This window comes from Gluconobacter vitians (assembly GCF_015244565.1).
Taxonomy (GTDB): domain Bacteria; phylum Pseudomonadota; class Alphaproteobacteria; order Acetobacterales; family Acetobacteraceae; genus Gluconobacter; species Gluconobacter vitians.
On sequence record NZ_JABCQG010000002.1, the window covers coordinates 158,295 to 184,547 of the forward strand.

The following is a 26,253-nucleotide window of genomic DNA, read 5'->3' on the forward strand; positions in this document are numbered from 1 at the left end:
CCGGACGCATGATCATTTCGGGAGGCTGAGCAGAACGCCCAGACCTCCCAGAGGGCTGTCCATCAGACGGATGGAGCCGCCATGGGCGTGAATGATGTCACGGACGATCGTCAGTCCCAGCCCCCCCTTGCCATCCTGACTGCCGCTTGCGGCATTGAGTTCCGAAATCGCGGCGCGTCGGCTTGCCGACAGACCGGGCCCGTTATCTTCAACCGCAATTTCGATATTCCGCTCACCCTCACGCAGGGAAAAGCGCATGGCCCCTCCATGCCGCCGGGCATTTTCCGCCAGATTCGTCAGAACGCGGCGCAAGGCATCCGGGCGAACGACCGCTTCCACACCCTCGCGCCCCTCAACGCCAAGAACCTGCCCCCCTGCCCGCACAGTGGCGGCAGCAACATCATCCAGCATCCCTCTGAGATCGATCGCAACCGGCTCCTCCGCCCCTTCTCCACGGGCAAATGACAGATAGCTTCCAATCAGGCGCTCCATGTCCTCAATGTCTGTCACCATGTCAGACAGGTCCGGCTTAAGTGCTTCGGCGCGAATCAGACCCGTGGTCGGGATCATGGCAACTGTCAGGCGCAACCGGGTCAGAGGTGTGCGCAGATCATGCGAAACACCGGCCAGAACAGCGGTTCTCTGCGCGACAAAGCGGTTGACGCGCGCCTGCATGCGATTGAAGGCAATGGCAGCCTGACGGACCTCACGGGCGCCCTGTGGACGGATGGGCCCCTGATCCCGCCCCATGCCAAACAGTTCGGCGGCATGACCAAGACGACGGATCGCGCGGACCTGATTGCGCATGAACAGACCGGCAATCAGGAACAGCAGGATGGAACTGCTTACCGCCCAGACAACGAACAGCCAGATTGGCCCGATATTCAGGCGCTTGACCGGCACCATGACCACCAGCACACCATCGGGAAGCTGGATGGAAGCGCGCACGGTCTGGGGATCTTCAGACCAGTCCACATCATAGGGACGACCAAGGTTCTGCCGGATGGAACGAGCGAAGTCATCGTCCATCGGTCCCAGCACATGATTGGTGCCCTGTCGAGTCAGCCTTTCACCAGCGTGAAATGAAAAGCCCAGCTGCGTGCGGGATGCCGCGTCCTGAAGAGTAAGCGCACGTTCAGCCTCGGACGACGTATGCTCGATCATGGCCATGACCAGCGAGACTTCACCCGTAACGCCGTCTGAAAGGCGTCGGGACACCACGTTCAGATAGGTGCCGTAGAACAGACCCAGCGCAATGGCCTGCGTCACGAGCAGCGGAATGAGGACGATCAGCATGGACCGCCCCATCAGGGAACGCGGCAGAATACGCCTCAGGGGGCGATCCAGCTTCTGCCAGGCGTCGTCCCGCTCGATCGCCGGATCAGCGTCCCGGTTTGAGAACATAGCCCTTCCCGCGCACGGTATGGAGAAAACGGGGCTCCTTGGGGTCAGGCTCGATACGACGGCGCAGGCGGGTGACCTGAACATCAACCGCCCGCTCGCCGATCTCATCCATTTCAAGGGCTCTAGCGATGGCTTCACGGGAGAGAACCGTCCCGGGCTGAGCCGTCAGAACACCCAGCAGGGCCGCTTCACCACCCGTCAGATGTACCGGACCATGAGGGCCGCTGAGCAGCCCACGCTTGACGTCAAATTCCAGCTCTCCCAGCCGCAGCATATCAGGCACTTCATCAACGACCGGCAAAGCAGGTACGACACGGCGCAGATGGGCGCGCAGGCGAAGCAGCAGTTCCCGCGGCTCGAAGGGCTTGCCCAGATAGTCATCTGCACCGGCTTCCAGTCCACCGATCCGGTCCGCAGGCTCCCCACGCGCCGTCAGAAGCAAGATGGGAAGCGACAGCCCGTCTTTCCGAAGACTGTTTGTCAGGGACAGACCGTCTTCGCCGGGCATCGTGACATCCAGAACAAGCGCATCGGGCTGGATGCGCTCGAGAACCTGACGTGCCGCCAGAGCATCAAGGGCCGTGCTGACACGATAGCCGTTCTCAGAAAGGTAGCGCTGAAGCAGCCGCAGGAGGCGCGGATCATCATCGACGACAAGAATATGTTCGTCGCTCATCGTGCAGGGCTTTCAGTTGGAACCTGAAGAGGGGCGAGGACACGGCGGAAGCCTTCAACAGCCGTCATTCCGGCTTCACGATAGGCCCGGGTCATGACCTCGCGGATCATGAGAAACAGTTCACGCTCAAGCGCTTCTCCAGCTTCCGTCAGCCGCAGGGGACGTTTGCGCCGGTCGTGACGGTCCTCTTCCTGTACAAGCAGTCTGCGCTCCCGCAGATCACCCAGAGCCCGCCCGAGCGACTGCTTGGTAATGCCGAGACTGTTCAGGAGCGCACCAGGCGTAATTCCCGGATGGGCAGCCGTCAGGAAAAGAATGCGATGATGGGCCGGCCCCAACCCCTTTTCGCGCAGCAGCGTCTCGCAGTCGGCATTCAGCGTCCGCCAGGCCAGCATCATGGCTTCATAGGACTGCCGGATCCGGTCTTCACGCAGGTAAAGATGCGCCGTCGCGGAGGATGGCGCTTCCATAAGTCGGGAGGTCACCGGAAAATTTCCTCCACATATCCGAAGCGGTTAAAATCGGTAATACGCTGCGGATAGAGAATGCCGTTCAGATGATCGTTTTCGTGCTGGAGGACATTGGCATGAAAACCCGTAGCCTCGCCTTCGACCACGTCACCATTTTCGTCCAGCCCCGAGTAACGCACACGGGCGTAGCGCGGCACATCAGCGCGCAAACCCGGAATCGACAGGCATCCCTCGCTGCAGATGATCATCTCGTCACCGACAGGCGTGATTTCCGGATTGATGAGAACGCGGGGCAGCAATGCGTCTTCAGGATTCGCCACACGGTTCGTCGGAACGTGATAAACGAAAAGCCTCAGAAGCTGGTGAACCTGCGGAGCCGCCAGTCCCGCACCGCGCGCATCCGCCATCGTTTCCATCATATCCGCGATGAGAGACTGGATTTCCGGGGCTTTCGGGTCAGAAACAGCCTGTGCCACCTGATGCAGGACGGGGTTACCCATGCGGGCGATCTTGAGCAGGGCCATGAAATTGTCTGTCCTTCGAAAGAGGGTGGCATCCGGTCAGCCCAGAGTGCGCGTTGGGAAGAATCCATTCAAGCGCGGCTGAATGAATTGCGTTCCCGGCGGAAGGTGTGTTAAGGGCACCATCCTTAGTTGGAATGCCATATCACGGGTGGCGCTGAAGAGCGGGCCCATAAGGAGTTGACGGCACCGTGCAGGTTCTCGTTCGTGACAACAATGTTGACCAGGCGCTTAAGGCGCTCAAGAAGAAGATGCAGCGCGAAGGCGTGTTTCGTGAGATGAAGCTGCGTCGCCACTTCGAAAAGCCCTCCGAGAAGCGCGCCCGCGAAGCAGCTGAAGCTGTTCGTCGCGCCCGCAAGATGGAGCGTAAGCGTCTGGAGCGTGAAGGCTTCTAAGTCTTCCCGTCATCCGAACGGAAAAAAGGCCGCGTCCTCAGGGATAGCGGCTTTTTTTGTGTCCGGTTTTGTGACTGCTCCCTGCCCGCGTCAAGCAGACAGGGAATGGATAGCCTCAAGGCGCATCCATCAGTTTGCGGCTGAGATAGATCGCCTCAAGAGCGCGCTCATGTGCGACTTCCACAGCGTTGACCGTACCGGCATGGCCACCTTCCACATCTTCATAATACAGGAAGGGCAGATGCAGGCTCTCCAGCCGCGCTGCGAACCGCCGGGCATGGATCGGACCGACCCGGTCATCCCGTGTCGATGTGAAGATGAACGGCTCCGGATAGGACACACCGACTTTCAGGTTCTGCAGAGGCGACATCTTTTCCCAGAAAGCACGCGGCCCCGGATCCGAGATGCTGCCATATTCCGCGGCCCACGAGGCACCAGCCGCCATCTGCTCGTAGTTCATCATATCCAGAAGCGGCACACCGATGATCGCTGCATTCCACAGATCCGGATGCTGGGTGAACTCCACGCCCGCCAGCAGCCCGCCATTGGACCGACCGCGCAACCCCAGATTCCTGGGAGATGTAATATGCCGTGCCGTCAGATCACGCGCCACGGCGGCAAAGTCGTCATACGCCTTCTGCCGCCCTTCCCGACGTGCAACCTCGTGCCATGCAGGACCAAACTCTCCGCCACCGCGGATATTGGCCATGACATACACGCCCCCCCGATCGAACCAGGTAATCCCGAGGTCAGGGTGATAGACAGGCAGATAGGACAATCCAAAACCGCCATAGGCCGTCATCAGCGTGGGTCGGGCTCCATCCTTTTGCCAGTCCTTCGCATGAACAATGAAATATGGAATGGCCGTACCATCCGGACTGGTCGCGAACATCTGCTCCACGACCAGACCAGACGCATCAAACAGATCCGGCTGACGATATAAAAGTTGTGTGCTCTGCGATGCCGTATCCAGTCCCCACAGCTGGGGCGGCTGAATGAACCCTTCAAGCTGCAGGTAAGCCTGCGAGAGCTTCGGATCAGACGAGACAATTTCTGCTGCCATATTGCGCGGCAACGCAATGGAACGAGAGGTCCAGCCGTTCTTTGCCTCATGGCGGAAAAGCTTCAGAACAGGCTGGACGTTATCGTACAGAACAACAACCAGACCATTTCTGGTCACGGCGAGCGCGTTCCCCATCCCGTCTCCAATGGTCTGGCGGGATGTAGGTGACAGGATAAGCTCCGGGGCCGCCAATCTTTTCAGGTCCAGAGCAACAATGCTGTCCGCATGAAACGTCTGGCTGGGCAGCACCCAATCCTGCAGCAGGTGAAAGACCAGCTGGCCATTCAGATAAGACAGGCTGTCATATTTTTCAGGAAGCGACAGCCGGGTCAGCTGATGTGTCTTCGGACTGAGGGCACTGAGTTCCGTATGAAAGAAATCCCGGTGACGGCTGATGAGAAAAAGCTGCTGTCCCTTTTCATCACGCAGAGTTTCCGGCGACACATCCATATCCGAAGTCTGCCCGCGATAGACTTCGGTAGCCTGAGCCAACGATTGTCCTCGGTGCAGCAATCGGACGGAATACGGATAGCCTGACTTGGTAAGCCCTGCGTCACCAGCCCCCCAGTCACGGGAAACGAGAAGGGTATCAACATCAACCCATGTGACGGTCTGTTTGCCAGAAGGAAGAACAAAACCATTCTTTACGAAAGCACCCTTCTGCGTGTCGTATTCCCGGACCACATGCGCGTCTTCACCCGCCCGGGACAGGGACATGAGACAGAAACGCTCCTCCGGAACAAGACAATCCAGACCTTCCATGACCCAGTTTTCATGTTCCGTCCGAGCCAGGGCATCGAGATCGAAACGCGTCTTCCAATCCGGGTGACCTGAATTGTAAGACGCGGTCGAAGCACTGCGCCATATCCCGCGGACATGGACATCATCCTGCCAGAAGTTCCAGATTTCCCCTCCCTGCTGGTGCGGTACGGCAAGACGCGCCGGGGACTGCTCTGCGGTCAGGATTTTCTGGTAGAGAGGCCTGTAGCGCGGATCTGAAGCAAGCATTGCTTCAGTATGAGCATTCTGTGCCCTGACCCACTGCAGGGCTTTGGCGCCGTCCGTCTGGCTTAACTCGGCTGGAGACGGCAGAGAGGATGTGCCTGCATAAGCCGCCAGAGGCAGGATGGAGAGAGACAGGCACAGCGCTCTCGCAAGAACAGGAAACATGAAGACCCTTTACGATACCGACAATATCGGCATCGTAAAGAACTCTGACATATCAGGCCACAGCTGCTGCGCTGACGGCTTCCTCAACCTCCTGAAAGCTCGGCATCAGGTCGGAAGGAATGCTCTTCCGGCCGATTTCCACGCTGACCTGAGGTGCATTGCCCTGCAGATGCGCGACGATCACGGAGCGTACGAGATCAAGATAGGACGCCTCTTCCTCGACAACCCCACCAAGCCGACTGGCGATTGGTGCTACAATTCCATAGGCCAGCAAAATACCGAGGAATGTTCCGACAAGCGCGCCTGCAATCATTTCACCCAGAATGATCGGGGGCTTGCTGATGGACGCCATGGTCTTGATCACGCCCAGCACCGCAGCCACGATCCCCAGAGCAGGTAGTGCATCGGAGACAGATTGAAGCGCGTGGGGAAGATGCATTTCCTCACGCATGTTCTTCTTGAGTTCATTCCCCATCACTTCATCCATCTGATACGGATCAGTGACATTCATGCCTGCCATACGCAGATAATCGCAGATGAAGGAGCAGACATGAGGGTTGTCCCGGATTTTTGGAAAAGCACCGAAAACCGTACTGCCCTGCGGATCCTCGATATGGGATTCAAGCGCCATGAATCCCTTGGAAGATGCCAGTTTCGCGATATGGAATAGCAGGCTCAGGAGATCAACATAATCGGCCCGGCTGTACTGGGACCCCTTCATGGCCTTCTTGACACCAGCCGGAAGATGCTTCACGGCCGCGATGGAATTGGCCATCAGGAAGGTTCCGACTGCAGCACCAAGAATGGTCAGCAGTTCGAAGGGCATGGAGGAGACAAGAGGACCGATGGCTCCCCCGGATGCCACGAACGATCCGAAAACACAGCCCAGAACAACAACCAGACCGATAATAATGAACATCCGAAAATTTCCTAACTGACTTGAATTTATTGAGAAATATCGGGCGACAGCACCAGAACGATGCGGCGGTTCCGGGGGCTGAGCGGCTGGGCAGGATCAAACAGGTTTCTGTCAGCATATCCACTGACGGATTTCAGCCGTCCGTCAGGAAAACCACTCTGAACAACGAGATCCCGTACTGCGACAGCACGCGCGCTCGACAGGCTCCAGTTACTGAGCTGTCCGGGGCGATAGGGCGTGGCATCGGTATATCCGGCAATGGACAGTTTGCCGGGCAGTTTTTCGAGATAGGGTACAATAGCCTTGATCAGCTTTACCGCATGAGGGTCAGGCGCAGACTGCCCCATCGCGAACATCGGCAGATGGTCTGAATCCGCAATCTGAATGTGCAGTCCGTCGTCCCCAACCGTAACCGAGACCTGTGACCGTATATCCGCGAGTTCAGGCATATTACTGACGAGCGCCTGGATCTTTCTTGCTGCGGCAATCCTGGCTTCCTGCGTGGCTTTTGCGGAAGCAGGAGCAACGGGAGGCTCACCCGGCTGGATCTGGTTGTCATGCAGCACGACAATCTGCGCCGTATGAACACTGGGAGCCGTTGCGGGATCTGTCTTTTGCTGGGCTGTGGGGCCCTGGGGCAGTTTTCCGGCCTGGTCCTTTCCCGGCTTTACTGCAACAGGTTTCGTTTCCAGCGATACGGGTTCCGGTGCTGCGGGCAGAACATTATCCATTGGCGGTGGCATGTCTTTCCAGACCGCCATCGGATTGAAGAAATTGGCGATGCCCTTGCGCTGTTCTTCCGTGGTGGCGTTGATGAGCCACATGACCAGAAAGAACGCCATCATGGCCGTTACGAAATCGGCATAGGCGATTTTCCATGCGCCGCCGTGATGGCCACCTTCGACCACATCAAAACGCTTGATGATGATCTTTCGAGCTTCTTTGCCGTTCTGGTTGGACATCCCGCCTCCTGAGTGATTTCAGTATGGCAGGCGAGTCTTAAGGAGAGGTTTAAGAACGCCCTGGAAGCTGCACGCCGGAAACGAAATCCGGCGAACTCATGGTGTAGCAGCGGATGGCCTGCCCCCGGACCTGCCGGCAAAGTGTGCCAGCTTTATCCGGCTGTGAACCGTGTCGCTGCTCTTCGATTTTCACCGCTTTTGCAGAAGTCTCGGCGGGAAGACGAAAAAGATGCCAGCGCGGATCAGTCCCCAGAACCGGCAGGATATCCTGCGTAAACGCCAGTCTGGCGGCCAGACCGTAGTCTTCAGCCGCGAGCGCCGTCGCGCCTTCTGCCTTGGCCTGCAAGGCAAGCTGACGGGAAAACTCGGCCCAGCCCCCCGTCAGGCGCAGTACCGGGTCCCGGTGCGGAATCAGATGCAGGGGTGAAAAAACGGCCTGAATGCAGACAATGAAAGTCAGGATCAGCCCGGTGATGACCGGCCAGCGGATGCGCCAGCCTGCTTCAAGTGCGGCAAGAGCAAGCACCGGATAGATCACAGCGGGCCAGTTAGGCTGAACCCTGTCCCCGAACGCATGCGTGATGAACACGATCATCGGCACAAGCGCCAGCCATGCCAGAAGCCGGTTGCGTTTCAGACACCCCCAGAGCCCTGCTGCAAACAGCACAAAAATGAAAGGCGTGGCCAGGCCGATCTGTCCGCCCAGCAGTTCCCCAATGAACTGGACGGCCCGCGCCGGATGCCAGTCCCCTGCCCGACCGCCCTGCCGCACAAAGCTGGCCCAGTGGTGATGCGCATTCCACAGGATAACAGGAGACATCGACGCGAAAAGCGCCGGAATTGCGAGCCATGGCCCAGGCTGTCGACGCAAACGGGACGTTGTAAGAACAGCCCCTCCCAGTCCAACGCCGATCAGGACAGCAGTGTATTTTGAGTCAAACGCCAGTCCCAGCAGAACACCTGTGCCAATCCACCATGGCAGAGCCTCACGTGACGTCTGATCGGGATCGATTGCGCGGCTCAGCGTGTAGAGAAACAGCGTGATGAAAAACAGCAGCGGCGTATCGGGCGTCATGGTGGCTGAACCTAGCCCCAGCATGAGCGTCGCATTCAGTACGAGCGCCGCTTTGAAACCGGATTGTGGCCATGGATGTGCCGGCAGCAATCGGCGGGCCGCATGATACAGCGCCCAGCTCCCCGGCAGAACCGAGAGCGGACCGAGCAGACGCACACCCAGCGGCGTATTTCCCGCAATCCATGTGCCGGCGCGGATCCACAGCGCCACCATAAACGGATGATCCAGATAGCCTGACTGAAGATTACGGGACCAGACCCAGTAATAGGCCTCATCTGGCGTCAGCGGAACACTGGCAGCAAGGACAAGCCGCACGACCGTCAGGACGCCGAGAAGTCCCCAGAACAGCCGGATTGAACGACCCGTTTCAGTATCAGTCACGGGTTCAGCGCCAGACGAGCGTCGAAGAGACCGCATAATTCCAGACAACTCCGACGACCGCGCCAGCGGCGGAGGAACGGTCCCAATGCCCATGCCCGGCACTCCCCAGCATCATGCGGGCAATGCCGATATTGGCGACCGCGCCCAGCGAGCAGACGGTCACAAAAATGACCAGGCCTCTCCAGAGTTTCGGCCCTCTGAGGCGCCGGTCATGATAGGTAAAACGGTTGTTGAGCAGGAAATTCGTCAGGATTGCGACAGCCGTTCCAGCCAGCTGGGCCCAGGAAAAACTCAGGCCACAGGCGCCGGCAAGGTTCAGAACGCTTACATTGACGACCACGCCGATCAGTCCGACCAACGCAAAAGCCATAAAGCGTGTCGGCAGCCAGCCATGGGCCAGCTTGTCGAGCAGCATCGTCGCAAACTGGAGCAGCACCACAACGTCGAGCTTGCTTTCGCCTGCCAGCCGCGGACGGAAAACGAACGGCACTTCAACAATGCGCACGCTTTTTGGTGCGGACATGACCAGATCAAGCAGAATCTTGAATCCGGTTCCAGACAGACGGGGCAGCAGGGCCTCAAAGAGGTCCCGTCGCATCGCGAAAAAGCCGCTCATCGGATCACTCAGCGGATGCGGCATGATGGCCTGCGCGGCCTTGATTCCGGCATCGGAAAGCAGATGCCGCCACTGCCCGGCCAGCCCTGCGCTGTCTCCTCCTGCGACATGCCGGCTCGCCACGACGATATCTGCGCCGTCCTGCAGTTCCGAGAGCATAGTGCGCAGGACGGACTCATCATGTTGCAGATCGCCATCCATGACGGCGACCCAAGGCGCGCTGGAGGAGAGGATCCCTTCGATGACCGCCGAGGACAGGCCACGGCGTCCGACACGGCACAGGACCCTAACCCGCGGATCCAGACGTGCAATCCGGGACACCTCCGCCGCCGTGCCATCCGGCGAGCTGTCATCGACAAAGATGACTTCCCACTTCCGGCCTTCGAGCGCGCTATCCAGTGCGGCGACCATGGGCGCCACATTGGCGACCTCGTTGTAACACGGGACGATGACGCTCAGTTCGGCCGGAAGAGGCAGCAGCCGGGAAGCGGTCATGGGATCAGCCGTCAGATCGGCACGCCGGCGAGGTCACGGCTTGTATGGATGGTCTGGAGGGTCTGGACGCGGACGACATGCGGGCTGTCGGTCAGCAGGCGCGTCAGGGCGTTCTGGTGGGCGGCATCGCGGGCGACAAGGCGCACGAGGAAATCGCCGCCGCCACGGATCATGTGGCATTCCCGCGTTTCGGGCCAGGCGCCGACCTGCGCCTCAAAGGCTTCCAGCACGCTGCCTTTCTGGCTCTCGAGGCCGATCAGGGCATAGAAATTCAGGGACCAGCCCAGCAGGGCCGCGTCCACTTCCGCGTGGTAGCCCTTGATGATCCCCAGTTCTTCGAGCCGCCGGACACGTCGCAGGCAGGGCGGCGCGGAAATGCCGGTCCGACGGGCGAGTTCCACGTTGGTCATGCGTCCATCGGCCTGGAGTTCGGCAATGATCTGCCGGTCGATGGCGTCCAGTTCAATCGGTGCGGGGTGTGGCGGTACGTTCATTTCACTCTGACGTATATGGCAGGTGACATGATCCGCAAAGATGGCAGATGCGTCGGAAGTCTTTATATGGGGGACCAGATACCTACCGAGGACCCATCATGCCCGAAATCCATCATACGGATCTGCTGGTCGTTGGCGCCGGCCCCGCTGGCTATACGGCAGCAATCTACGCGGCCCGCGCAAGTCTGAAACCGATTCTCGTCACTGGCATGCAACCCGGCGGCCAGCTTACCATCACAACGGATGTTGAAAACTATCCCGGCTTTGCGACTCCTGTGCAGGGTCCCTGGCTGATGGAGCAAATGCGCGCCCAGGCCGAGCATGTCGGGACGCGGCTGATCTACGATCTGATCGTACAGGCCGATCTGAAGAACGGCCCGGGTCCGGATGGATATTTCCGGCTGACCGGAGATTCGGGAGACGAGTTCCGGGCCCGGACGGTCGTGATCGCAACCGGCGCACAGGCGAAATGGCTTGGTCTCGAATCGGAAAAGCGTCTCCAGCGCGGCGGCGTTTCGGCCTGTGCGACCTGTGACGGCTTCTTCTATCGCGGCAAAACAGTCGCCGTGATCGGCGGCGGCAACACGGCAGTCGAGGAAGCGCTGTACCTGACGCATCACGCGGACAAGGTGCATCTGATCCACCGCAGGGACAGTCTGCGGGCCGAGCGCATCCTGCAGGAGCGCCTCTTCTCCAATCCGAAAGTCGAGGTGCACTGGAACAAGGCCGTCGAAGAAGTTCTGGGAGCCGGAGAGCCGGAAGTCGTCTGCGGGGTTGAACTGAAAGACACACGGACGGGCGCGCTGTCGAAGCTTGATCTGGATGGCGTTTTCGTAGCCATCGGCCATACGCCGAATGCTGGTCCGTTCCGCCATGAAGTCGCCTGTGACGAAGACGGATACATCCGGACGGAAAGCGGCGGAACACAAACATCGGTCAGAGGCGTGTTTGCCGCTGGTGACATTCAGGACCGCGTTTTCCGTCAGGCAGTGACAGCTGCCGGTACGGGTTGCATGGCTGCGCTGGAAGCCGAACGATATCTTTCTGGCATACCTGCCATGACAAAAACTTGACCCTCGCCTGCGCTTCAGACAGTTTCGTCCATTCAACGACATATCTTGACGGATAACGCCGGGACATATGGGTAAGAAGGACGAAGACCGTCGCATCGGCGAACGGGGAGAAAACCAGATGGACTGGGACAAGCTGCGGATTTTTCATGCTGTGGCAGAAGCCGGGTCCTTCACCCATGCCGGTGACCGGCTGGGACTGAGCCAGTCAGCGGTCTCACGTCAGATCTCGGCACTTGAAGATGTCCTGCGCGTGCCGCTGTTTCACCGGCATGCGCGTGGACTGATCCTGACGGAACAGGGCGATGTCCTGAACCGTACGGTCCGGGAAGTCTTCTCAAAGCTAGCGCTGACCCAGGCCTTTCTGAGCGAAAGCAAGGAACGCGCGGCCGGAAAGATCAAGATCACCACGACAACCGGCTTCGGACTGTCCTGGCTATCTCCGCGACTGAACCGGTTTCTGGAACTGCATCCCGATATCGAAGTCACGCTTCTGCTCGAGGATGCGGATCTGGATCTGGGGATGCGGGAGGCTGATGTTGCAATCAGGCTGCACCCACCAACACAGCCCGATCTGGTCCAGCGGCATCTCGCGAACTTCCCCATGCCGATCTATGCCAGCGCTGAATATCTTGAGCGTCATGGCACACCGCAATGCCTGGCAGATCTTGCCGATCACCAGATCATTACCTTCGCAGGCTGGCATCTGCCGCTGCCGAACGTGAACTGGCTGCTTGACCTGCTGCGGCAGGAAGGCGTGGCACGACAGGGTAGCCGTCGGCTGGCGATCAACAATATTTCTGCGGTTGCAAATGCCATTGCCGCCGGCACAGGCATCGGGTCCCTGCCCCTTTATGCCGCGACAGGTTATCCTGGGCTTGTCAGGATCCTGCCTAATCAGCAGGTCCCGCTGGTGGAAGCATACTTCGTCTATCCGGAAGAACTGCGCACTTCAAAGCGGATCGCGGTATTCCGGGATTTCCTTCTTTCCGAGATCAGCAACCTCAAGGGACATGACTAGGACCGGAGGCTGACCCGCCTCCTAACCCCGGCGTCCATGTCCCGAAGAACAGGCATGTGCCCGATTGTTGGAGCGGAATACTGCTTCGCCAATCGGGGCAAAACCGCTTCCCCGCCCCAGACGCCCGGCATTATTCGGCATCTGTTCAAGCACGATGACACCTGACGCCAGCCGATAACAGACTTTCGCCTGCGCGGAACGCGCTTTTGCAGCGTGCTGAGATGTGGATTTTCCCGATTTCATTCCCCCATGGGCCAGCGCCACCGACGGAGCCATTATAGGCAATCCGCTCAGGGACAGGCTGGCAGCCCAGAGAATGACAGCCATGGAACGGGAAACAGATTTCATGGCCTCAGGATACCGCAAAACCGGCTTACTGAACCAGTCCCCACCATTCTGCATGACATTCTCGCCAGCGCCTGATGCAGCGACGACACAGGCCGGTTTAATCGCTGGACTTCCGGGAAGACAAACGCTGGTTGACGCGCTCCCTCAGTTCCTTGCCTACCTTAAAGAACGGAACACTTTTTTCCTCGACCGGAACAATATCTCCGGTCCGGGGATTACGCCCCGTTCTGGCGGCCCGTTCGCGGGGAAGAAAAGCCCCGAAACCCCGCAGTTCGACACGGTCTCCACGCGCCAGCGCCGCACCGATCTCGTCAAAAACGGCATGGACAATGCGTTCAATATCACGGGTAAGAAGATGCGGATAAGCAGTCGCCAGTTCCGCAATGAGTTCGGATCGGGTCATGACAGTTCTTCCACCTGACTCCGCCTTCTGAAACAGACGGTCAGAGTTGCAAAATCGCAACGGCTCCGTCAAGGCCCTCGCGATCAATCGCACTGGAGAAAGCCCCTCCCAGCAGGCTTTTGAGCAACGCTTTTTTTCCGGGCCACCAGGACCAGGATCGGTTGTGTCCCGAGATCAGCGGCAGGACGGGATAGGACGCATTCCCGATTTTCAACTGTTTTCTAAGCCAAAGCCGCGCAGCGTCTTCGTCGCCCAGTTCATCCACTAATCCGAGGGCAATGGCCTGCCTTCCCGTATAGGCGCGTCCATCCGCCAGTGAGCGGACTTTTTCTTCGCTCATATGACGTCCAGTGGCCACCATGGAAACGAACTGTCCGAACAGGTCATTCACGAGTCCCTGCAGCATCTGGCGACCTTCCGGCGTCAGGGTACTCGTCGGGTCCGTCTGGTCTTTCATGGGACCTGACGTAATGGCATCCATCCCGATTCCAAGGCGACCCAGTCCAGCCGAGACGTCTGGTCGCTGGAAGATCACGCCGATCGATCCAGTCAGCGTCGACGGTAACGCAACAATATGCTGGGCGGGAACGGATAGCATATACGCCGCGGACGCCCCCATATCCCCCATCGAAACAGCAACCGGTTTAACCGCGGCAAAGCGCCTGACAGCCTCATGCAGGCGCTCTCCCCCGGTAACACCGCCGCCCGGGCTGTCAACGACGAGCAGCAGACCCGTTACGTCAGGCGAAGTCTGGGCCTGTTTGAGAGCCCGCACCGTATCTGAAACATCATTCTGGACGATGCCGGTAATAACAAGCCGGACAATATGTGGCCTGTGCCCGAAACCGGCCGCAGCAGGTCGGCCATAGCCTGCCATACAGACAGCGATGGCCGTAAAGACGGCAACAAGAGCACCGATACGCCAGAACATCAGTTGTCGATGTTTTAACTGGACCGCCAAAAAGGCATTCAGTTCAGTATTGATGGAACTGCTCCTGTTCCTGCCGCCTGAATTGGATCAGTTGATGAAAAATCCACATCAGAGAGCTTTTCATCAACTGAATCCAAAAACTTTCAGTCTTCCTTTTTGGTGCGGCGCGCACGAGCAGTTTCTTTCTTACCCTCGGCACCTGCAGCACTGATCTTGCGTCCCAGACCGATCTCGCGGGCCAGAGCCGAACGGCGCTGGGCATAGTTCGGTGCAACCAGCGGATAATCCGAAGGCAGACCCCAGCGCTCACGGTACTGTTCCGGCGTCATGTCATAGGCACTCTGAAGATGGCGCTTGAGCATCTTCAGCTTTTTACCGTCTTCAAGACAGATGATGTAGTCAGGAAAAACCGAGCGTTTGATGGGGACAGCCGGCTGCGGACGTTCGGACTGCGGCTCTTCTTCCGGAACTCCAGCCTTGGCCAGAGCGTCATAGACCTGACGGATCAGAGCTGGCAGCGCCTCGGCTTCAAGTGTACCGCGCGATGCCTGTGCAGCAACGATCTTGGCCGTGAGTTCCAAAAGACCGGTATTGGAAGTGTTTTCGGACATGATATTTCATCCCTCTGCTCGAATGAATTTTTTTGGTTCTATAACGCCTGTAAACGATCAGGTAAATGCATTGCGGAAATATTTGACTTATGCCTCTCCCGACTCATTGATTATCATCATACCAAAATAGTCTGCAAACAAAAATAGTTCAGCGCAATTGCGGCAATATTCAGTCATACAACAGAGACCTGGGATAATGACATGAACGGCAAAACAGTTGTCCTTTCAGCCACAAGTGATTTTTCCGGCTGGCGCGCATGGTCCAGAAAACTGCTTTATGACAGAGTAGCGGCGGACGAAATACGCTGGACTATAGAAGCTCCAGCAGACCTGTATGCCCGCTCTGCTACACGAGTCCTTCCGGAAGCCCCCTCGACAACCACCATCCCCCGATCTTTAGCAGCCCTTTTCCCCGCAGTGTTTGCTTCTGACGCTCCAGACCGCTTTCAGTTACTTTATTTTACGCTTCAGCTGCTGCGTGACGGAACACCGATATCCGATGAGCTTTTCGTGCGGTTACAGGATCTCGCCACACAGACGCGGCATCGCGTTCTCGATCTTCGGTGCCAGATGCCGGATGCGCATAATCCTGACTGGCAGATTATTCGCACATCCCACGCCTCCGCCTTGATCGACAGTCAGGCTTCGGCGCTCTCAAACTTGAGACCAGCTCCGTGGATTCTAACCGCTCCTGAGCGGACCCTGTGCTGGGATGGTCAGGAATACCGCTTCGGTCCGGGGCTGGAAAAGGATATCGCCGATCCGGCCGAGCTCATTGCAACCGCACGCGAAATCGCTACGGCCGGGACCGATAATGCCTGGTGGAACGGAATTGCCCCTGTGCGACTGCATCCCATAGCTTCCGAAATTGGCTCGTCCACGTCACTGGCCAGTCTCCGCGGACAGGCTATTGACTGTCAGTTGTGCGATCTCTATGGCCCGGCGACACGCACGGTTTCAGGAGAAGGTGATCCCGAGGCCCGCATTATCTTTGTCGGGGAACAGCCGGGCGATCAGGAGGATCTTCAGGGCCGACCGTTTGTCGGCCCCGCAGGACAGCTGTTTGACCGTGCCCTGAAGGAAGCCGGCGGCAACCGGGCGGAAGCGTGGATCACCAACGCCGTCAAACATTTCAAATTTGTTCCCAGAGGGAAACGTCGTATTCACCAGAAGCCGGACTCGGCTGAGATGGCCGCCTGTGCGCCATGGCTGGCAGCCGAGCGGAAGGTGCTGGCGCCAAAAGTGACCGTGATGCTCGGCGTTACAGGCGCCAGTGCTGTTCTGGGGCGACACGTCACAGTGTCGCGTGAGCGTTCAAGGCATATTCCTCTGGAAGACGGAAGTATCGGGCTGGTAACCGTCCATCCGTCTTATCTGCTCCGCCTTCCCGATGAGGAGTCGAAGACACGTGAATATACAAAATTTGTAACCGATCTCAGAATGGCAATTTCCGCTCTCGCCGGATAATGCTGTTAAGGCTAAGAAACTCCCGCAATGAGTGGCAGCACCATCTCCTCGGGACAACCGACTCCGGATAATACGACCACACGGCCTGCACCTCTGCGGCCGCGCGCGCGTCCCTTTCTTTCATGGCTATACGCACCCAGTGCCTCATCCGTAACCTTTGCCCTGCGCAATACCATTGCGGCCTGCCTCGCGGTGGGGATTGCGTTCTGGATGGAACTGGATGATCCGGCCTGGGCTGCCATGACCGTCTGGGCGGTTGCGCAGACCAGCCGTGGCGAAAGTCAGTCCAAGGCCAAATGGCGTGTAGTAGGCACCATCAGTGGCGCGGTTGCGGCCATAACCATCATGGCGGCCGCTCCGCAGGCACCCTGGATGTTCTTTCCCATGATCGCGGTCTGGATCGGTCTGTGCAGCGGCTTTGCGACATTTGTCAGCAACTTCCGCTCCTATGCCCTTGTTCTTGCAGGATATACCTGTTCGATCATCTGTATGGGCGCCGCCTCCAATCCCGATAATGTCTTCATGATTGCGATGTCGCGCGGGACCTACATTGTCCTCGGCGTGCTGTGTGAAGCCTTTATGGGACTTATCTTCGCCACAAGTCAGGAAAGACACGCCCGGGCCCAGCTGAGGCAGAAACTTGAATCGGCACTGGTCCTCGTCACGACGACATTGTGCAGCCTTCTGGGTGAAGAGCGTGGTGCGCTCAATGCCGCCCGCCGTCAGTTTGGTACGATCCTGACGATCAACGACCAGATCGAGTTTGCCGAAGTCGAGATGGGGCCACACGGCCATGAAGGCGATCATGCCCGTGCAGCACTCGCTGCGGTCTCCGCGCTTCTGTCCCGTGGCTTCGGAATGGCGATGCGCCTTCAGGTGCTCAATCACAACCATCCGGCCTTTACCAAGACCGCTGATGAAATCCTCGCATTTCTAAAGCAGTTTCCGCAGCGCCTGCCGGATCAGAACGCCGTCCCTGCCCTGCTCGCTGATCTTCAGCACTTTCGTGACGTATGCCGCCTCTACGCGGCACCACATCGTGAATCCGATGTCCGGACGGATCTTGAACCCATTCCCGGACAGGAACCTTTCGACCAGACGGCCGAAGGTCAGGAAATGCAGCAGGGTCGGCTGGATGAACGCATCCTGTTCGTCTCATTGGGAGAACTGCTGGGCGATCTCGAACAGGCCATCAAGGAATATGAAGCCAGTACCCATCGCATCAGGGGCGACCATTTCCATTTCCAGCTTGAAACCCATCGCGATACCCGTGAAGCCGTCCATAACGGTCTGCGCGGAGCCTGCGCCGTGCTTATTACCGCCTACATCTATGAAGTAACGGCCTGGCCAAACGGGCTTGGTTTCATCGCCATTACGACGCTGGTCTGCGGCCTCTTCGCCACCAAGGAAAATCCTGTCCTCGGCACGACAGAGTTTCTCAAAGGCGCGGTCGCTGCCTATTTCATGGCATGGATCCTCGTTTTCGTGCTCATGCCGAAAGTCACGACATTCGAGACTCTGGCGCTCTTTCTCGGGCCTGCAATGTTCCTGGGCGGGCTAGCCAAAGGCAATCCGGCCACTGCTGGCGGTTCAGCGGCTTATGGTCTGCTGCTCCCGGCCATGCTGGGGCTCCAGAACCATCACGTCATGAATGAAATCGCGTTCTACAATGGCAATATGGCGACCGTTCTGGCCGTGGCCGTCAGTGTTATTGTATTCCGGAGCGTCCTGCCCTTCAGCAGCGATGCAGAGCGCTTCCGTCTGCGCCGCATTATGCTAGGAGAATTGCAGCATCTGGCCCATCCGGGCTTCACGCCACGCATCAGTGTCTGGATCGGCCGCAACACGGATCGCTTTGCACGCATCATCCGCCATGCCGGACCGACCCCTGCTCCGCTGATCGAAGCCTGCATCCTGGGAACACTGGCAACACTCACCCTTGGCCTGAACGTTATCAGGCTCCGCGCCCTCCTGGACCGTGAATACCTGCCCGAAAGTGCACGGCGGCCAATCCTGCTGGTCCTGCATTATGTAGAAGAATCGACACGCCGACATGACAAGGCAGCCCGTATTGCCGAAGCTGCCGTTAGACGCCTGCGCGTTCTCGACGCCCAGGAAACGGATCTGGTGACGCGCCTCGAACTGACACGCGCCATCACCTATCTCGTCGTCATCGCCTACACGATGCGGACAAACGAGGACTTCCTCGATGCCAGCAAGCCGTTCCGGGGCGAGAAGAACAGCCGCCTGCTCAACTCGGGTCAGGGCTGATTATTTTTCAATGATTTCAAATCAGATGGCGGAGAGGGTGGGATTCGAACCCACGGTACCCGCGAAGGCACAACGGTTTTCGAGACCGCCCCAATCGACCACTCTGGCACCTCTCCGTACGGCTCTGCTTTTGCGCTGAACCTGATCGACGGAGGGGCTTATGACGGGGTTTGTCCGACATTGCAAGAGGGTCCGAGGACGTTCATGACAGAAACCAGTCTGCGAACGCGTTTTTTCGCCGTTTCTGATTGACTGGAACGCCTCAAAGCTATATCGACCGCGGCTGTTCCATGTCATTGCACCCGCTGGAGTGCATGGAGCCAACGACAAAAAGCGACTGGGTCGCGCCAGATCGGGTCAACCCGGCAGAAGCGGCCACGAGATCGGAACAGAGAGAGTTTCCAGAATGTACGCAGTCATCCGCACCGGCGGCAAGCAGTATCGCGTTGCTCCCGAGAGCATCCTCAAGGTCGAGAAGCTCGAAGCTGAAGCCGGCAGCACCATCACCTTCACCGACGTCCTGATGGTTGGCGGCGAAGGCACCCTGACCGTTGGCGCACCGCTGGTCGCTGGCGCAACCGTGACGGCAACCGTGGTTGCTCAGGATCGTCTGCCGAAGGTGATCATCTTCAAGAAGCGTCGCCGCCAGAACAGCCGCCGCAAGAACGGCCACCGCCAGCCGGTGACCGTCCTGCGCATCAACGCGATCAACGCGGCCTGATCGGCCCGACACTCCAGGTAAGGATAAACAGCCATGGCACAAAAAAAGGCAGGCGGTTCGAGCCGTAACGGACGCGACAGTGCAGGTCGTCGTCTGGGCGTGAAGAAGTTCGGTGGCGAAAGCGTCATCGCAGGCAACATCATCGTCCGCCAGCGCGGCACGAAGATGAAGGCTGGCGCCAATGTCGGTATCGGCCGCGACCACACGCTGTTCGCTCTCGTGGACGGTCATGTGAAGTTCCAGCGCCGCGCAGAAGGCCGTGTCCACGTTTCCGTGGCACTGCCGGAAGCTGCTGAATAAGCAGCCCGCGTTTTCCAGCGCGAGCGGAAGGGGCCGGTCCTGTTCGGGACCGGCCTTTTTGCGTATAAAGCGCCCCTCACCTTTTCTTGCGGACAATACGATGAAGTTTCTCGACCAGGCCAAGATCTATGTACGTTCCGGTGACGGTGGGGACGGCGTGATCGCATTCCGGCGCGAGAAATACATCGAGTTCGGCGGCCCGGACGGCGGTGATGGCGGCCGTGGTGGCGATATCATTTTCCGCGCGGTTCCCGGCCTGAACACGCTGATCGATTTCCGCTACACGCAGCATTTCAAGGCCCGCAAGGGCGGCAACGGCGCAGGCTCCAACCGCACCGGTGCGGCTGCGGCCAATGTCACCATCAACGTGCCAGTCGGCACGCAGATCTTTGACGAAGACCGCGAGACCCTGCTGGCCGACCTGGATGCCGAGGGCAAGGAAGTCCTGCTGTGCCGCGGCGGTGATGGTGGTCTTGGCAACACCCATTTCAAGAGCAGCACCAACCGTGCGCCACGCCGGGCCGACAAGGGCTGGCCGGGCGAAGAGCGCTGGGTGTGGCTGCGCCTGAAGCTGATCGCCGATATTGGCCTCGTGGGTCTGCCCAATGCGGGCAAGTCCACCCTCCTCTCCGTCGCGTCCCGGGCACGTCCCAAAATTGCCGATTATCCGTTCACGACCCTGCATCCGCAGCTCGGCGTGGTGCGGCTGAACAATACGGAAGAGTTCGTGATCGCCGACATTCCCGGCCTGATCGAAGGCGCCAGCGAAGGCGCCGGGCTTGGGGACCGCTTCCTCGGGCATGTGGAACGCTGCGCGACACTGCTGCATCTGATCGACGGCACGGAAAGTCAGATCGTCAAGCACTGGCGTCTGATCCGCAAGGAGCTTGAGGCCTATGATCCCGAGCTTGCGGCCAAGCCGGAAATCATCGTCCTGAACAAGTGCGATTCCCTCACCCCCACCCAGCGTTCCGCCAAGAAGCGGGCTCTGGCAAAGGCTTCTGGTGCGGAAGTGATGATGCTGTCCGGCGCGACGCAGGAAGGTCTGCCCGAACTGCTCCGCCTGCTTCAGGATCGCGTGACCGCTGCCAAAAGGGACCGTCAGGGATGACCGCTCCGGCTTCTGCTCCTCGTCTGGCGCAGGCCCGCCGGATCGTCATCAAGATCGGAAGTGCGCTTCTGGTCGATTCCGCGAATGCAAGCCTTCGTCTTGAATGGCTGCAGAGCGTCTGTGCGGATATTGCCGACCTGCGTGCCCGAGGCGCGGAAGTCATCGTCGTGTCCTCGGGCGCGATTTCCCTGGCGCGACACCGCCTCGGCCTGACATCCCGCCGCCTGCGGCTGGACGAAAAACAGGCCATGGCCAGTGTCGGCCAGATCGGACTGGCGCAAGGCTGGAGCGCGGCCCTCGCCGGCCATAATCTGGTCGCCGCCCAGCTTCTGCTGACCCCGGACGATACGGAAAACCGTGAGCGCCATCTCAATGCGCGCGCCACGCTTCAGACCCTGCTCGATCTGGGCTGCGTTCCCGTCATCAACGAAAACGATGCCATCGCGACCGGCGAGATCCGCTTCGGCGACAATGACCGCTTGGGCGCCCGTGTAGCCCAGATGACCGGGGCCGACTGTCTGGTCCTGCTGTCCGACATCGACGGGCTTTATACGGCGGACCCGCGACAGGATCCGTCCGCGCGGCATATTCCCGTTGTCGAACAGATGACGGACGAGATCATGGCGATGGGAGGCGAGCCGCCGCCGGGTTATTCGTCTGGCGGAATGCGCACGAAGCTCCTCGCGGCCCGGATTGCGACGCGCGCGGGTGCGAACATGGTGATCGCGGCCGGACAGGAGCATCATCCGCTCCGCAGGCTGCAGAATGGCGGTCTGTGCACCTGGTTCATGGCACAGACCGATGCCGGCTCCGCCCGCAAGCGCTGGATCGGTGGCAGCCTTCAGCCCAAGGGGACACTTACGATCGATGCCGGTGCCCGTCGTGCTCTTGAAGAGGGCGCATCCCTCCTGCCAGCGGGCGTGACCGGCCTTGAGGGCAGTTTTGGGCGCGGCGACCTGGTACTCATCCGTGATGCTGACGGAAGCATTATCGGGCGCGGTCTGATCGCTTATGATTCCGAAGAGAGCCAGAAGCTGATTGGCCATCGCTCCGGCGAGATGGAACAGCTTCTGGGATATCGCGGACGTGATGCCCTGATCCATCGGGATGACCTGGCGCTCGATCTTCCCTGACGGGTCGGCCCTGCGCGCCGCTGGCTAGTCTCTGGGCGGCCAGCGGAGCTTGGGCTCCGAGCGGGGCCGGTAGGCGTCTTCTTCGACGACCGGTCTGTTGCCCTGCTTCCTGTCCATACTGCGACCAAGGGGCTGTCGTCCCGTCGTCGAGACATCCTTTTCCCATGGCGCCCGGGCCCAGGCGCGTTCGGAGACGTCGGACATCTCCTCCCGCAGGGCGGATTGGGAGGACTGACCGCGACGCGGCAGGGTTTCAGGATCCCCTGCTCCCGGACCATCCTCATAGGACGGCAGATCGGAACGCAGGCTTCGCACCGGCATGAGATAATCCTCATCCGGCAGGCTCGGAGCTGAATGAACCGTACGCGGCTCAACAGCCGCAACGGTCTGTCTGTCGGGTCCGGCAGGCAGACTGTCAGGCCGTGTCGAAACGGCCAGCCGCATGTTGAGCGCCCGCAGTTCCGCCCGCAGTTCCGCGATCTGGAACTCCAGTTCCTGCAGCCGCGGCTTGGTGCCGAAGACGGCGAAGGGCATGCAGAGCAGCGCCAGCGCAAACAGGGCGGCCACCACGGCCAGGCACCCGAAGGCCCAGCCCGGCAGCCATGAAAAATCAGACATCATAAGGAGGCCTGGTCCAGTCTGAAGGTGGCGCGTTCGGGTATCCGGAAGCCGGAATTACATGCCCCGCAATTACATACCAAGGGCACGGCGATAGATATCGAGCAGGGTCTCCTGCTCCTCGATCTCGGCCGGCTCCTGCTTGCGCAGACGGATGATCTGCTTGATGACTTTCACGTCAAATCCGGCGGATTTGGCTTCGGAAAAAATATCCTTGATGTCCCCGGCCAGAGCCTTGCGCTCCTCTTCCAGACGCTCGACGCGCTCGATGATGGAGCGCAGACGGTCCGCAGCGATCCCGCCTGTGGCAGCGCCTTCGCTTTTGCTTTCTGCATCCATGTCCGGTTTCCTTCCTGAGGCGTAAGTCTTGGCTGTATTTTCCGGCGCTGCACGAACACAGCATCCGCCGCGCGGCTTATCGTGATGAGGGCGGGACGGTCAACGGAATTATGTGCACGTTTCATGAACGCGTGAACATGACGAGGCTTTTCTCCCGAGGTCGTGCTCGGGCTATCCCTTGACAGGAAGGGCCCTGACAGGGAACTAGACGGTGCCTGAAAAGGCCTGAACCCTAACCCTTTTTTCCCCGGTCTGCGGGTTCGAGAGGTCAGAGAGTCTTCCATGGAACATTTCCAGCAGGTCGAGCCTTTCGACTATGTCATCTTCGGTGCCACTGGCGATCTTACGATGCGCAAGCTGCTGCCCGCGCTCTATAACCGTCTCCGAATGGGCCAGATTCCAGATGATGCCTGCATCATCGGAGCCGCCCGTACGGAGCTGGACCGGGAGGCCTATGTCGCGCGGGCCCGAGATGCCCTTCAGCGCTTCCTTCCCTCGGACATCCTGAGCCCGGGACTGGTTGAGCGCTTCCTTGCCCGTCTCGACTATGTGACGCTGGACAGCAGCCACGAGGGACCTCAGTGGGAAACCCTGAAGTCCCTGCTGGCCAAGGCGCAGCCTGACCGCGTCCGCGTCTATTATTTTGCAACCGCACCGCAGCTCTATGGCGGCATCAGCGAGAACCTGCACCGGTACGGGCTGATTACACCCAATTCCCGGGTCGTGCTCGAAAAGCCGATCGGCACCGATATGGCGACCGCAACCGCCATCAATGACGGCGTCGGACAGTATTTCCCGGAAAAGCAGATCTACCGGATCGACCATTATCTCGGCAAAGAGACGGTCCAGAACATCCTCGCCCTGCGTTTCGCCAATCCGCTGATGAATGCGGCTTGGTCCGCAGAGCATATCGAGAGCGTTCAGATCACGGCCGTCGAAACCGTGGGCGTGGAAGGCCGTGCAGCCTATTACGACACCTCCGGCGCCCTGCGTGACATGATCCAGAACCATCTGCTTCAGGTCCTGTGCCTGGTTGCGATGGAAGCACCGGACTCCCTTGAGGCCGATGCCGTCCGCAATGCCAAGCTCGCCGTCCTGAACGCCCTGCGCCCCATCACCGATGCAACTGCTGCCACCGAGACCGTGCGCGCGCAGTACACGGCAGGTGTGGTCGATGGAGAGAACGTTCCGGGTTATCTGGAAGAGCTGGGCAAGCCGAGCACGACAGAAACCTATGCCGCAGTGCGTGCCTGGGTCGATACCCCACGCTGGAAGAACGTGCCGTTCTATATCCGCACGGCCAAACGTTCAGGCCGCAAGGTCAGCGAGATTGTCATCACATTCCGCCCGGCCGCCACCACGATGTTCGGTGCAACGCCCGCCAGCAACAGACTGGTCCTGCGCGTGCAGCCCAATGAGGGCGTCGAACTGCGGCTGAACGTCAAGAACCCTGCGCTGGACGTGTACAATCTCCATACGGCAGATCTCGACGCCAAAATCCGCATGGAAGGCGGCATGCCCTTCCCGGACTCCTACGAGCGGCTTCTGCTCGATGCCGTGCGGGGCGATCCGGTGCTGTTCATCCGCCGCGACGAGGTCGAGGCCGCATGGCGCTGGGCCGAACCCATCCTCGATGCGTGGAAGCATGACAAGGTCCCGATGCAGACCTATAGTGCAGGCTCTTACGGACCGGAACAGGCCACCCGCCTGCTCGCCGGGCATGGCGATATCTGGCACGAAGCCGCGGAGTAACACCATTTGAGTGATGATAAGAGCGCAACGCCCCGTCTCGGCCGCAATCCGGGCCGGGGCCCGCGCCGGCAGCCCCGCAGCTTCAAACAACTTCTGCTGCGGCGAATGCTGGTCGTCATTCCGGCCTTCCTGCTGATGTTCATTGCGGTCCGGACCGGACTGCTGGACATGTCCTACGACAAGATCACGTTCAGCAAACTCAGCTGGTTCGACAACACGGCTCTGGTGGAGCATCTCCGCCTGGCCGTCGTGAAAGACAACCTGACGGACCTGCCCCGGCACTGCCTGGTTTTCGTGGTGAACGGGAATGCGGCCGATAACACACCCACGATGGATGTTCTGGGACGGCACGGAAATGGCTGTCCCGGCGCAACACCTTCGGCCGACAAGTTGTTCAGCCTGAAAATTAACCGCTCCGAGCGCACGGTACAGACAGACGCAGGAACGCCCGGCGCCTTCCACGATCTACCCCTTTAAGACATTCCCGGAAGGCGGGGCCTGCTAGCGGGCTTCGCCTTTTTTCTGCGCAAATGCCTCGCGCAGGAACAGCCCCCCTTCCCTGAGCGCCCGACGCCCGTCCCGGAACAGCGCATAGCCGTTCAGGAAGCCGTGTATCATCCGCGGAAAGTTTTTCAGTCTGACTGGTATTCCGGCTTCATCGAGGCGTCGGGCATAAAGCTCCCCCTCACCCCGAAGCGGATCAAATCCCGCCGTCACGACCATGGCAGGCGGCAGATCCTTCAGGCTTTCCACCAGCAGAGGCGAGAATGCCGGATCAAAAAGCTGCTCGGGCGAACTGAGCGTCTGGCCACAATACCAGTACAGAAGCTCCGTGCTCAGCATGTAACCTTCCGCGTATGTCTCACGCGAAGGTGGCGCGAACGGACCACTCAGGGCCGGATAATAAAGAAGCTGGGCACTGAGCGCACGCATCCCCTGCGAGCGCACCCATTGTGTCAGCGCAGCAGAAAGATTGCCGCCCGCACTGTCCCCGGCAACCGCAACAGGCATGTCTGGCGGAACAGTCCGAAAAATCCAGTCCAGCGCCGATTTGGCATCCTCCAGACCAGCCGGGAAACGGTGTTCCGGCGCAAGGCGATAGTCCAGCGAAAGAACCATCGCCCCCGATGCCGCCGCAAGCCGGCAGCAGATCCCGTGATGGGATACGAGATCGCAATGCACGAATCCACCGCCATGCAGGAAGAGGACAACACCCCGGACCTTTCCACGCGGCCGGTACAGGCGCGCCGTCCTCGGTCCCTCCGCTCCCGGAACCCGGATGTCACGCCAGCTACGGATCCGCAGCGACGACAGCCAGACCGGGAAACTCGGGCGACCTGTCACCCGCCGGATCTGCCGCAGGACGTCCGCGGATGGGGGCACGGCCGGGATCGGCGGGATCTCATCCAGAGCAACACGCCGTGGTACGACGCCCCGTTTACGGGCCTGCCGGGCAAGCCAGAAAAGGAAAATCCGCAAGGTCAGGGTTGGACGCATTTTGTCATTATGCCGGGAT

28 protein-coding genes and 1 tRNA gene are annotated in these 26,253 nt (G+C 59.6%); 11 read left to right on the plus strand and 18 right to left on the minus strand.

Annotated features, from left to right (window positions below):
• Window positions 1-12: 12 nt before the first annotated feature.
• Genes HKD24_RS02355 through def form a run of 4 tightly spaced genes read right to left on the minus strand, consistent with a single transcriptional unit; the run spans window position 13 to window position 3,074 of the window.
• Entirely contained in the window at window positions 13-1,404 is a 1,392-nt protein-coding gene (locus HKD24_RS02355) for an ATP-binding protein (RefSeq protein WP_194258841.1), read from the minus strand.
• The gene (locus tag HKD24_RS02360) at window positions 1,382-2,080 is read right to left on the minus strand and encodes a response regulator (protein ID WP_062510107.1); all 699 of its coding nucleotides are present in this window, start codon (window positions 2,078-2,080) and stop codon (window positions 1,382-1,384) included. The genes HKD24_RS02355 and HKD24_RS02360 overlap by 23 nt, the downstream gene beginning before the upstream one ends.
• Window positions 2,077-2,565 carry a MarR family winged helix-turn-helix transcriptional regulator gene (locus HKD24_RS02365; RefSeq protein WP_194258842.1) on the minus strand — a complete coding sequence of 163 codons (489 nt, stop codon included), beginning with the start codon at window positions 2,563-2,565 and terminating at the stop codon, window positions 2,077-2,079. Before HKD24_RS02365 ends, HKD24_RS02360 begins: the two co-directional genes overlap by 4 nt.
• The gene (def, locus tag HKD24_RS02370) at window positions 2,562-3,074 is read right to left on the minus strand and encodes a peptide deformylase (protein WP_194258843.1); all 513 of its coding nucleotides are present in this window, start codon (window positions 3,072-3,074) and stop codon (window positions 2,562-2,564) included. Before def ends, HKD24_RS02365 begins: the two co-directional genes overlap by 4 nt.
• Window positions 3,075-3,262: 188 nt before the next feature.
• Between def and rpsU the strand changes: the two genes are divergently transcribed.
• Window positions 3,263-3,466, plus strand: a complete 204-nt coding sequence (gene rpsU, locus HKD24_RS02375) for a 30S ribosomal protein S21 (protein ID WP_011251722.1) — start codon at window positions 3,263-3,265, stop codon at window positions 3,464-3,466.
• Between the two features lie 115 nt (window positions 3,467-3,581).
• Here rpsU and HKD24_RS02380 read toward each other — a convergent pair whose 3' ends face one another.
• Genes HKD24_RS02380 through HKD24_RS02405 form a run of 6 tightly spaced genes read right to left on the minus strand, consistent with a single transcriptional unit; the run spans window position 3,582 to window position 10,641 of the window.
• The gene (locus tag HKD24_RS02380) at window positions 3,582-5,699 is read right to left on the minus strand and encodes a prolyl oligopeptidase family serine peptidase (RefSeq protein ID WP_194258844.1); all 2,118 of its coding nucleotides are present in this window, start codon (window positions 5,697-5,699) and stop codon (window positions 3,582-3,584) included.
• A gap of 52 nt (window positions 5,700-5,751) precedes the next feature.
• On the minus strand, window positions 5,752-6,618 hold the full coding sequence (gene motA, locus HKD24_RS02385; protein WP_194258845.1) for a flagellar motor stator protein MotA: 867 nt from the start codon (window positions 6,616-6,618) through the stop codon (window positions 5,752-5,754).
• Window positions 6,619-6,644: 26 nt separating this feature from the next.
• On the minus strand, window positions 6,645-7,580 hold the full coding sequence (locus tag HKD24_RS02390; RefSeq protein WP_194258846.1) for a flagellar motor protein MotB: 936 nt from the start codon (window positions 7,578-7,580) through the stop codon (window positions 6,645-6,647).
• Window positions 7,581-7,629: 49 nt separating this feature from the next.
• Window positions 7,630-9,036, minus strand: a complete 1,407-nt coding sequence (locus HKD24_RS02395; protein WP_322783267.1) for an ArnT family glycosyltransferase — start codon at window positions 9,034-9,036, stop codon at window positions 7,630-7,632.
• A gap of 4 nt (window positions 9,037-9,040) precedes the next feature.
• On the minus strand, window positions 9,041-10,147 hold the full coding sequence (locus tag HKD24_RS02400; protein WP_194258848.1) for a glycosyltransferase: 1,107 nt from the start codon (window positions 10,145-10,147) through the stop codon (window positions 9,041-9,043).
• Window positions 10,148-10,158: 11 nt separating this feature from the next.
• Complete coding sequence (locus HKD24_RS02405; RefSeq protein ID WP_011251728.1) at window positions 10,159-10,641, minus strand: Lrp/AsnC family transcriptional regulator; 483 nt, start codon at window positions 10,639-10,641, stop codon at window positions 10,159-10,161.
• A gap of 98 nt (window positions 10,642-10,739) precedes the next feature.
• Between HKD24_RS02405 and trxB the strand changes: the two genes are divergently transcribed.
• Together trxB and HKD24_RS02415 are read left to right on the plus strand one after the other, a co-directional pair.
• Window positions 10,740-11,714 carry a thioredoxin-disulfide reductase gene (gene trxB, locus HKD24_RS02410; RefSeq protein WP_194258849.1) on the plus strand — a complete coding sequence of 325 codons (975 nt, stop codon included), beginning with the start codon at window positions 10,740-10,742 and terminating at the stop codon, window positions 11,712-11,714.
• A gap of 118 nt (window positions 11,715-11,832) precedes the next feature.
• Window positions 11,833-12,732 carry a LysR family transcriptional regulator gene (locus HKD24_RS02415; protein ID WP_194258923.1) on the plus strand — a complete coding sequence of 300 codons (900 nt, stop codon included), beginning with the start codon at window positions 11,833-11,835 and terminating at the stop codon, window positions 12,730-12,732.
• Window positions 12,733-12,753: 21 nt separating this feature from the next.
• Here the strand turns inward: HKD24_RS02415 and HKD24_RS02420 are convergent, their stop codons facing one another.
• The 4 genes from HKD24_RS02420 to HKD24_RS02435 form a co-directional block, all read right to left on the minus strand.
• The gene (locus HKD24_RS02420) at window positions 12,754-13,080 is read right to left on the minus strand and encodes a hypothetical protein (RefSeq protein ID WP_194258925.1); all 327 of its coding nucleotides are present in this window, start codon (window positions 13,078-13,080) and stop codon (window positions 12,754-12,756) included.
• Window positions 13,081-13,177: 97 nt separating this feature from the next.
• Complete coding sequence (locus HKD24_RS02425; protein WP_194258850.1) at window positions 13,178-13,483, minus strand: integration host factor subunit beta; 306 nt, start codon at window positions 13,481-13,483, stop codon at window positions 13,178-13,180.
• Window positions 13,484-13,523: 40 nt separating this feature from the next.
• Entirely contained in the window at window positions 13,524-14,414 is an 891-nt protein-coding gene (sppA, locus tag HKD24_RS02430) for a signal peptide peptidase SppA (protein ID WP_194258851.1), read from the minus strand.
• A 143-nt stretch (window positions 14,415-14,557) separates the two neighbouring features.
• Entirely contained in the window at window positions 14,558-15,025 is a 468-nt protein-coding gene (locus HKD24_RS02435) for a MucR family transcriptional regulator (RefSeq protein WP_194258852.1), read from the minus strand.
• 510 nt (window positions 15,026-15,535) lie between these two features.
• On the opposite strand from HKD24_RS02435, the gene HKD24_RS02440 reads away from it, so the two are divergent.
• Window positions 15,536-16,492, plus strand: a complete 957-nt coding sequence (locus HKD24_RS02440) for a UdgX family uracil-DNA binding protein (protein ID WP_322783268.1) — start codon at window positions 15,536-15,538, stop codon at window positions 16,490-16,492.
• A gap of 27 nt (window positions 16,493-16,519) precedes the next feature.
• Window positions 16,520-18,763 carry an FUSC family protein gene (locus HKD24_RS02445; RefSeq protein ID WP_194258854.1) on the plus strand — a complete coding sequence of 748 codons (2,244 nt, stop codon included), beginning with the start codon at window positions 16,520-16,522 and terminating at the stop codon, window positions 18,761-18,763.
• A gap of 26 nt (window positions 18,764-18,789) precedes the next feature.
• On the opposite strand, the gene HKD24_RS02450 is transcribed toward HKD24_RS02445, so the two are convergent.
• Window positions 18,790-18,879, minus strand: a tRNA-Ser gene (locus HKD24_RS02450).
• A 290-nt stretch (window positions 18,880-19,169) separates the two neighbouring features.
• Between HKD24_RS02450 and rplU the strand changes: the two genes are divergently transcribed.
• The 4 genes from rplU to proB all read left to right on the plus strand — a co-directional run bounded on the left by rplU (window position 19,170) and on the right by proB (window position 22,028).
• Window positions 19,170-19,484: a 50S ribosomal protein L21 gene (rplU, locus tag HKD24_RS02455; RefSeq protein WP_011251736.1), complete on the plus strand. Its 315-nt coding sequence runs from the start codon at window positions 19,170-19,172 to the stop codon at window positions 19,482-19,484.
• Between the two features lie 33 nt (window positions 19,485-19,517).
• Window positions 19,518-19,784, plus strand: coding sequence for a 50S ribosomal protein L27 (rpmA, locus tag HKD24_RS02460; RefSeq protein ID WP_008851550.1), 267 nt, complete (start codon window positions 19,518-19,520; stop codon window positions 19,782-19,784).
• A 100-nt stretch (window positions 19,785-19,884) separates the two neighbouring features.
• Entirely contained in the window at window positions 19,885-20,895 is a 1,011-nt protein-coding gene (gene obgE, locus HKD24_RS02465; protein ID WP_011251737.1) for a GTPase ObgE, read from the plus strand.
• A complete protein-coding gene (gene proB, locus HKD24_RS02470; protein WP_194258855.1) occupies window positions 20,892-22,028 on the plus strand; it encodes a glutamate 5-kinase in 1,137 nt (378 codons plus the stop codon). The genes obgE and proB overlap by 4 nt, the downstream gene beginning before the upstream one ends.
• A 24-nt stretch (window positions 22,029-22,052) precedes the next feature.
• Here proB and HKD24_RS02475 read toward each other — a convergent pair whose 3' ends face one another.
• Together HKD24_RS02475 and HKD24_RS02480 are read right to left on the minus strand one after the other, a co-directional pair.
• Window positions 22,053-22,649, minus strand: coding sequence for a hypothetical protein (locus HKD24_RS02475; RefSeq protein ID WP_194258856.1), 597 nt, complete (start codon window positions 22,647-22,649; stop codon window positions 22,053-22,055).
• 69 nt (window positions 22,650-22,718) lie between these two features.
• A complete protein-coding gene (locus HKD24_RS02480) occupies window positions 22,719-22,985 on the minus strand; it encodes a DUF2312 domain-containing protein (protein WP_011251740.1) in 267 nt (88 codons plus the stop codon).
• A 282-nt stretch (window positions 22,986-23,267) separates the two neighbouring features.
• Here HKD24_RS02480 and zwf point away from each other — a divergent pair, with 282 nt between their 5' ends.
• On the plus strand, window positions 23,268-24,737 hold the full coding sequence (gene zwf, locus HKD24_RS02485) for a glucose-6-phosphate dehydrogenase (RefSeq protein ID WP_194258857.1): 1,470 nt from the start codon (window positions 23,268-23,270) through the stop codon (window positions 24,735-24,737).
• A 6-nt stretch (window positions 24,738-24,743) separates the two neighbouring features.
• Window positions 24,744-25,214 (plus strand): hypothetical protein, encoded by a 471-nt coding sequence (locus tag HKD24_RS02490; RefSeq protein ID WP_194258858.1) that lies wholly within the window; start codon window positions 24,744-24,746, stop codon window positions 25,212-25,214.
• 24 nt (window positions 25,215-25,238) lie between these two features.
• Here the strand turns inward: HKD24_RS02490 and HKD24_RS02495 are convergent, their stop codons facing one another.
• Complete coding sequence (locus tag HKD24_RS02495; protein ID WP_194258859.1) at window positions 25,239-26,234, minus strand: alpha/beta hydrolase; 996 nt, start codon at window positions 26,232-26,234, stop codon at window positions 25,239-25,241.
• Window positions 26,235-26,253: the final 19 nt, after the last annotated feature.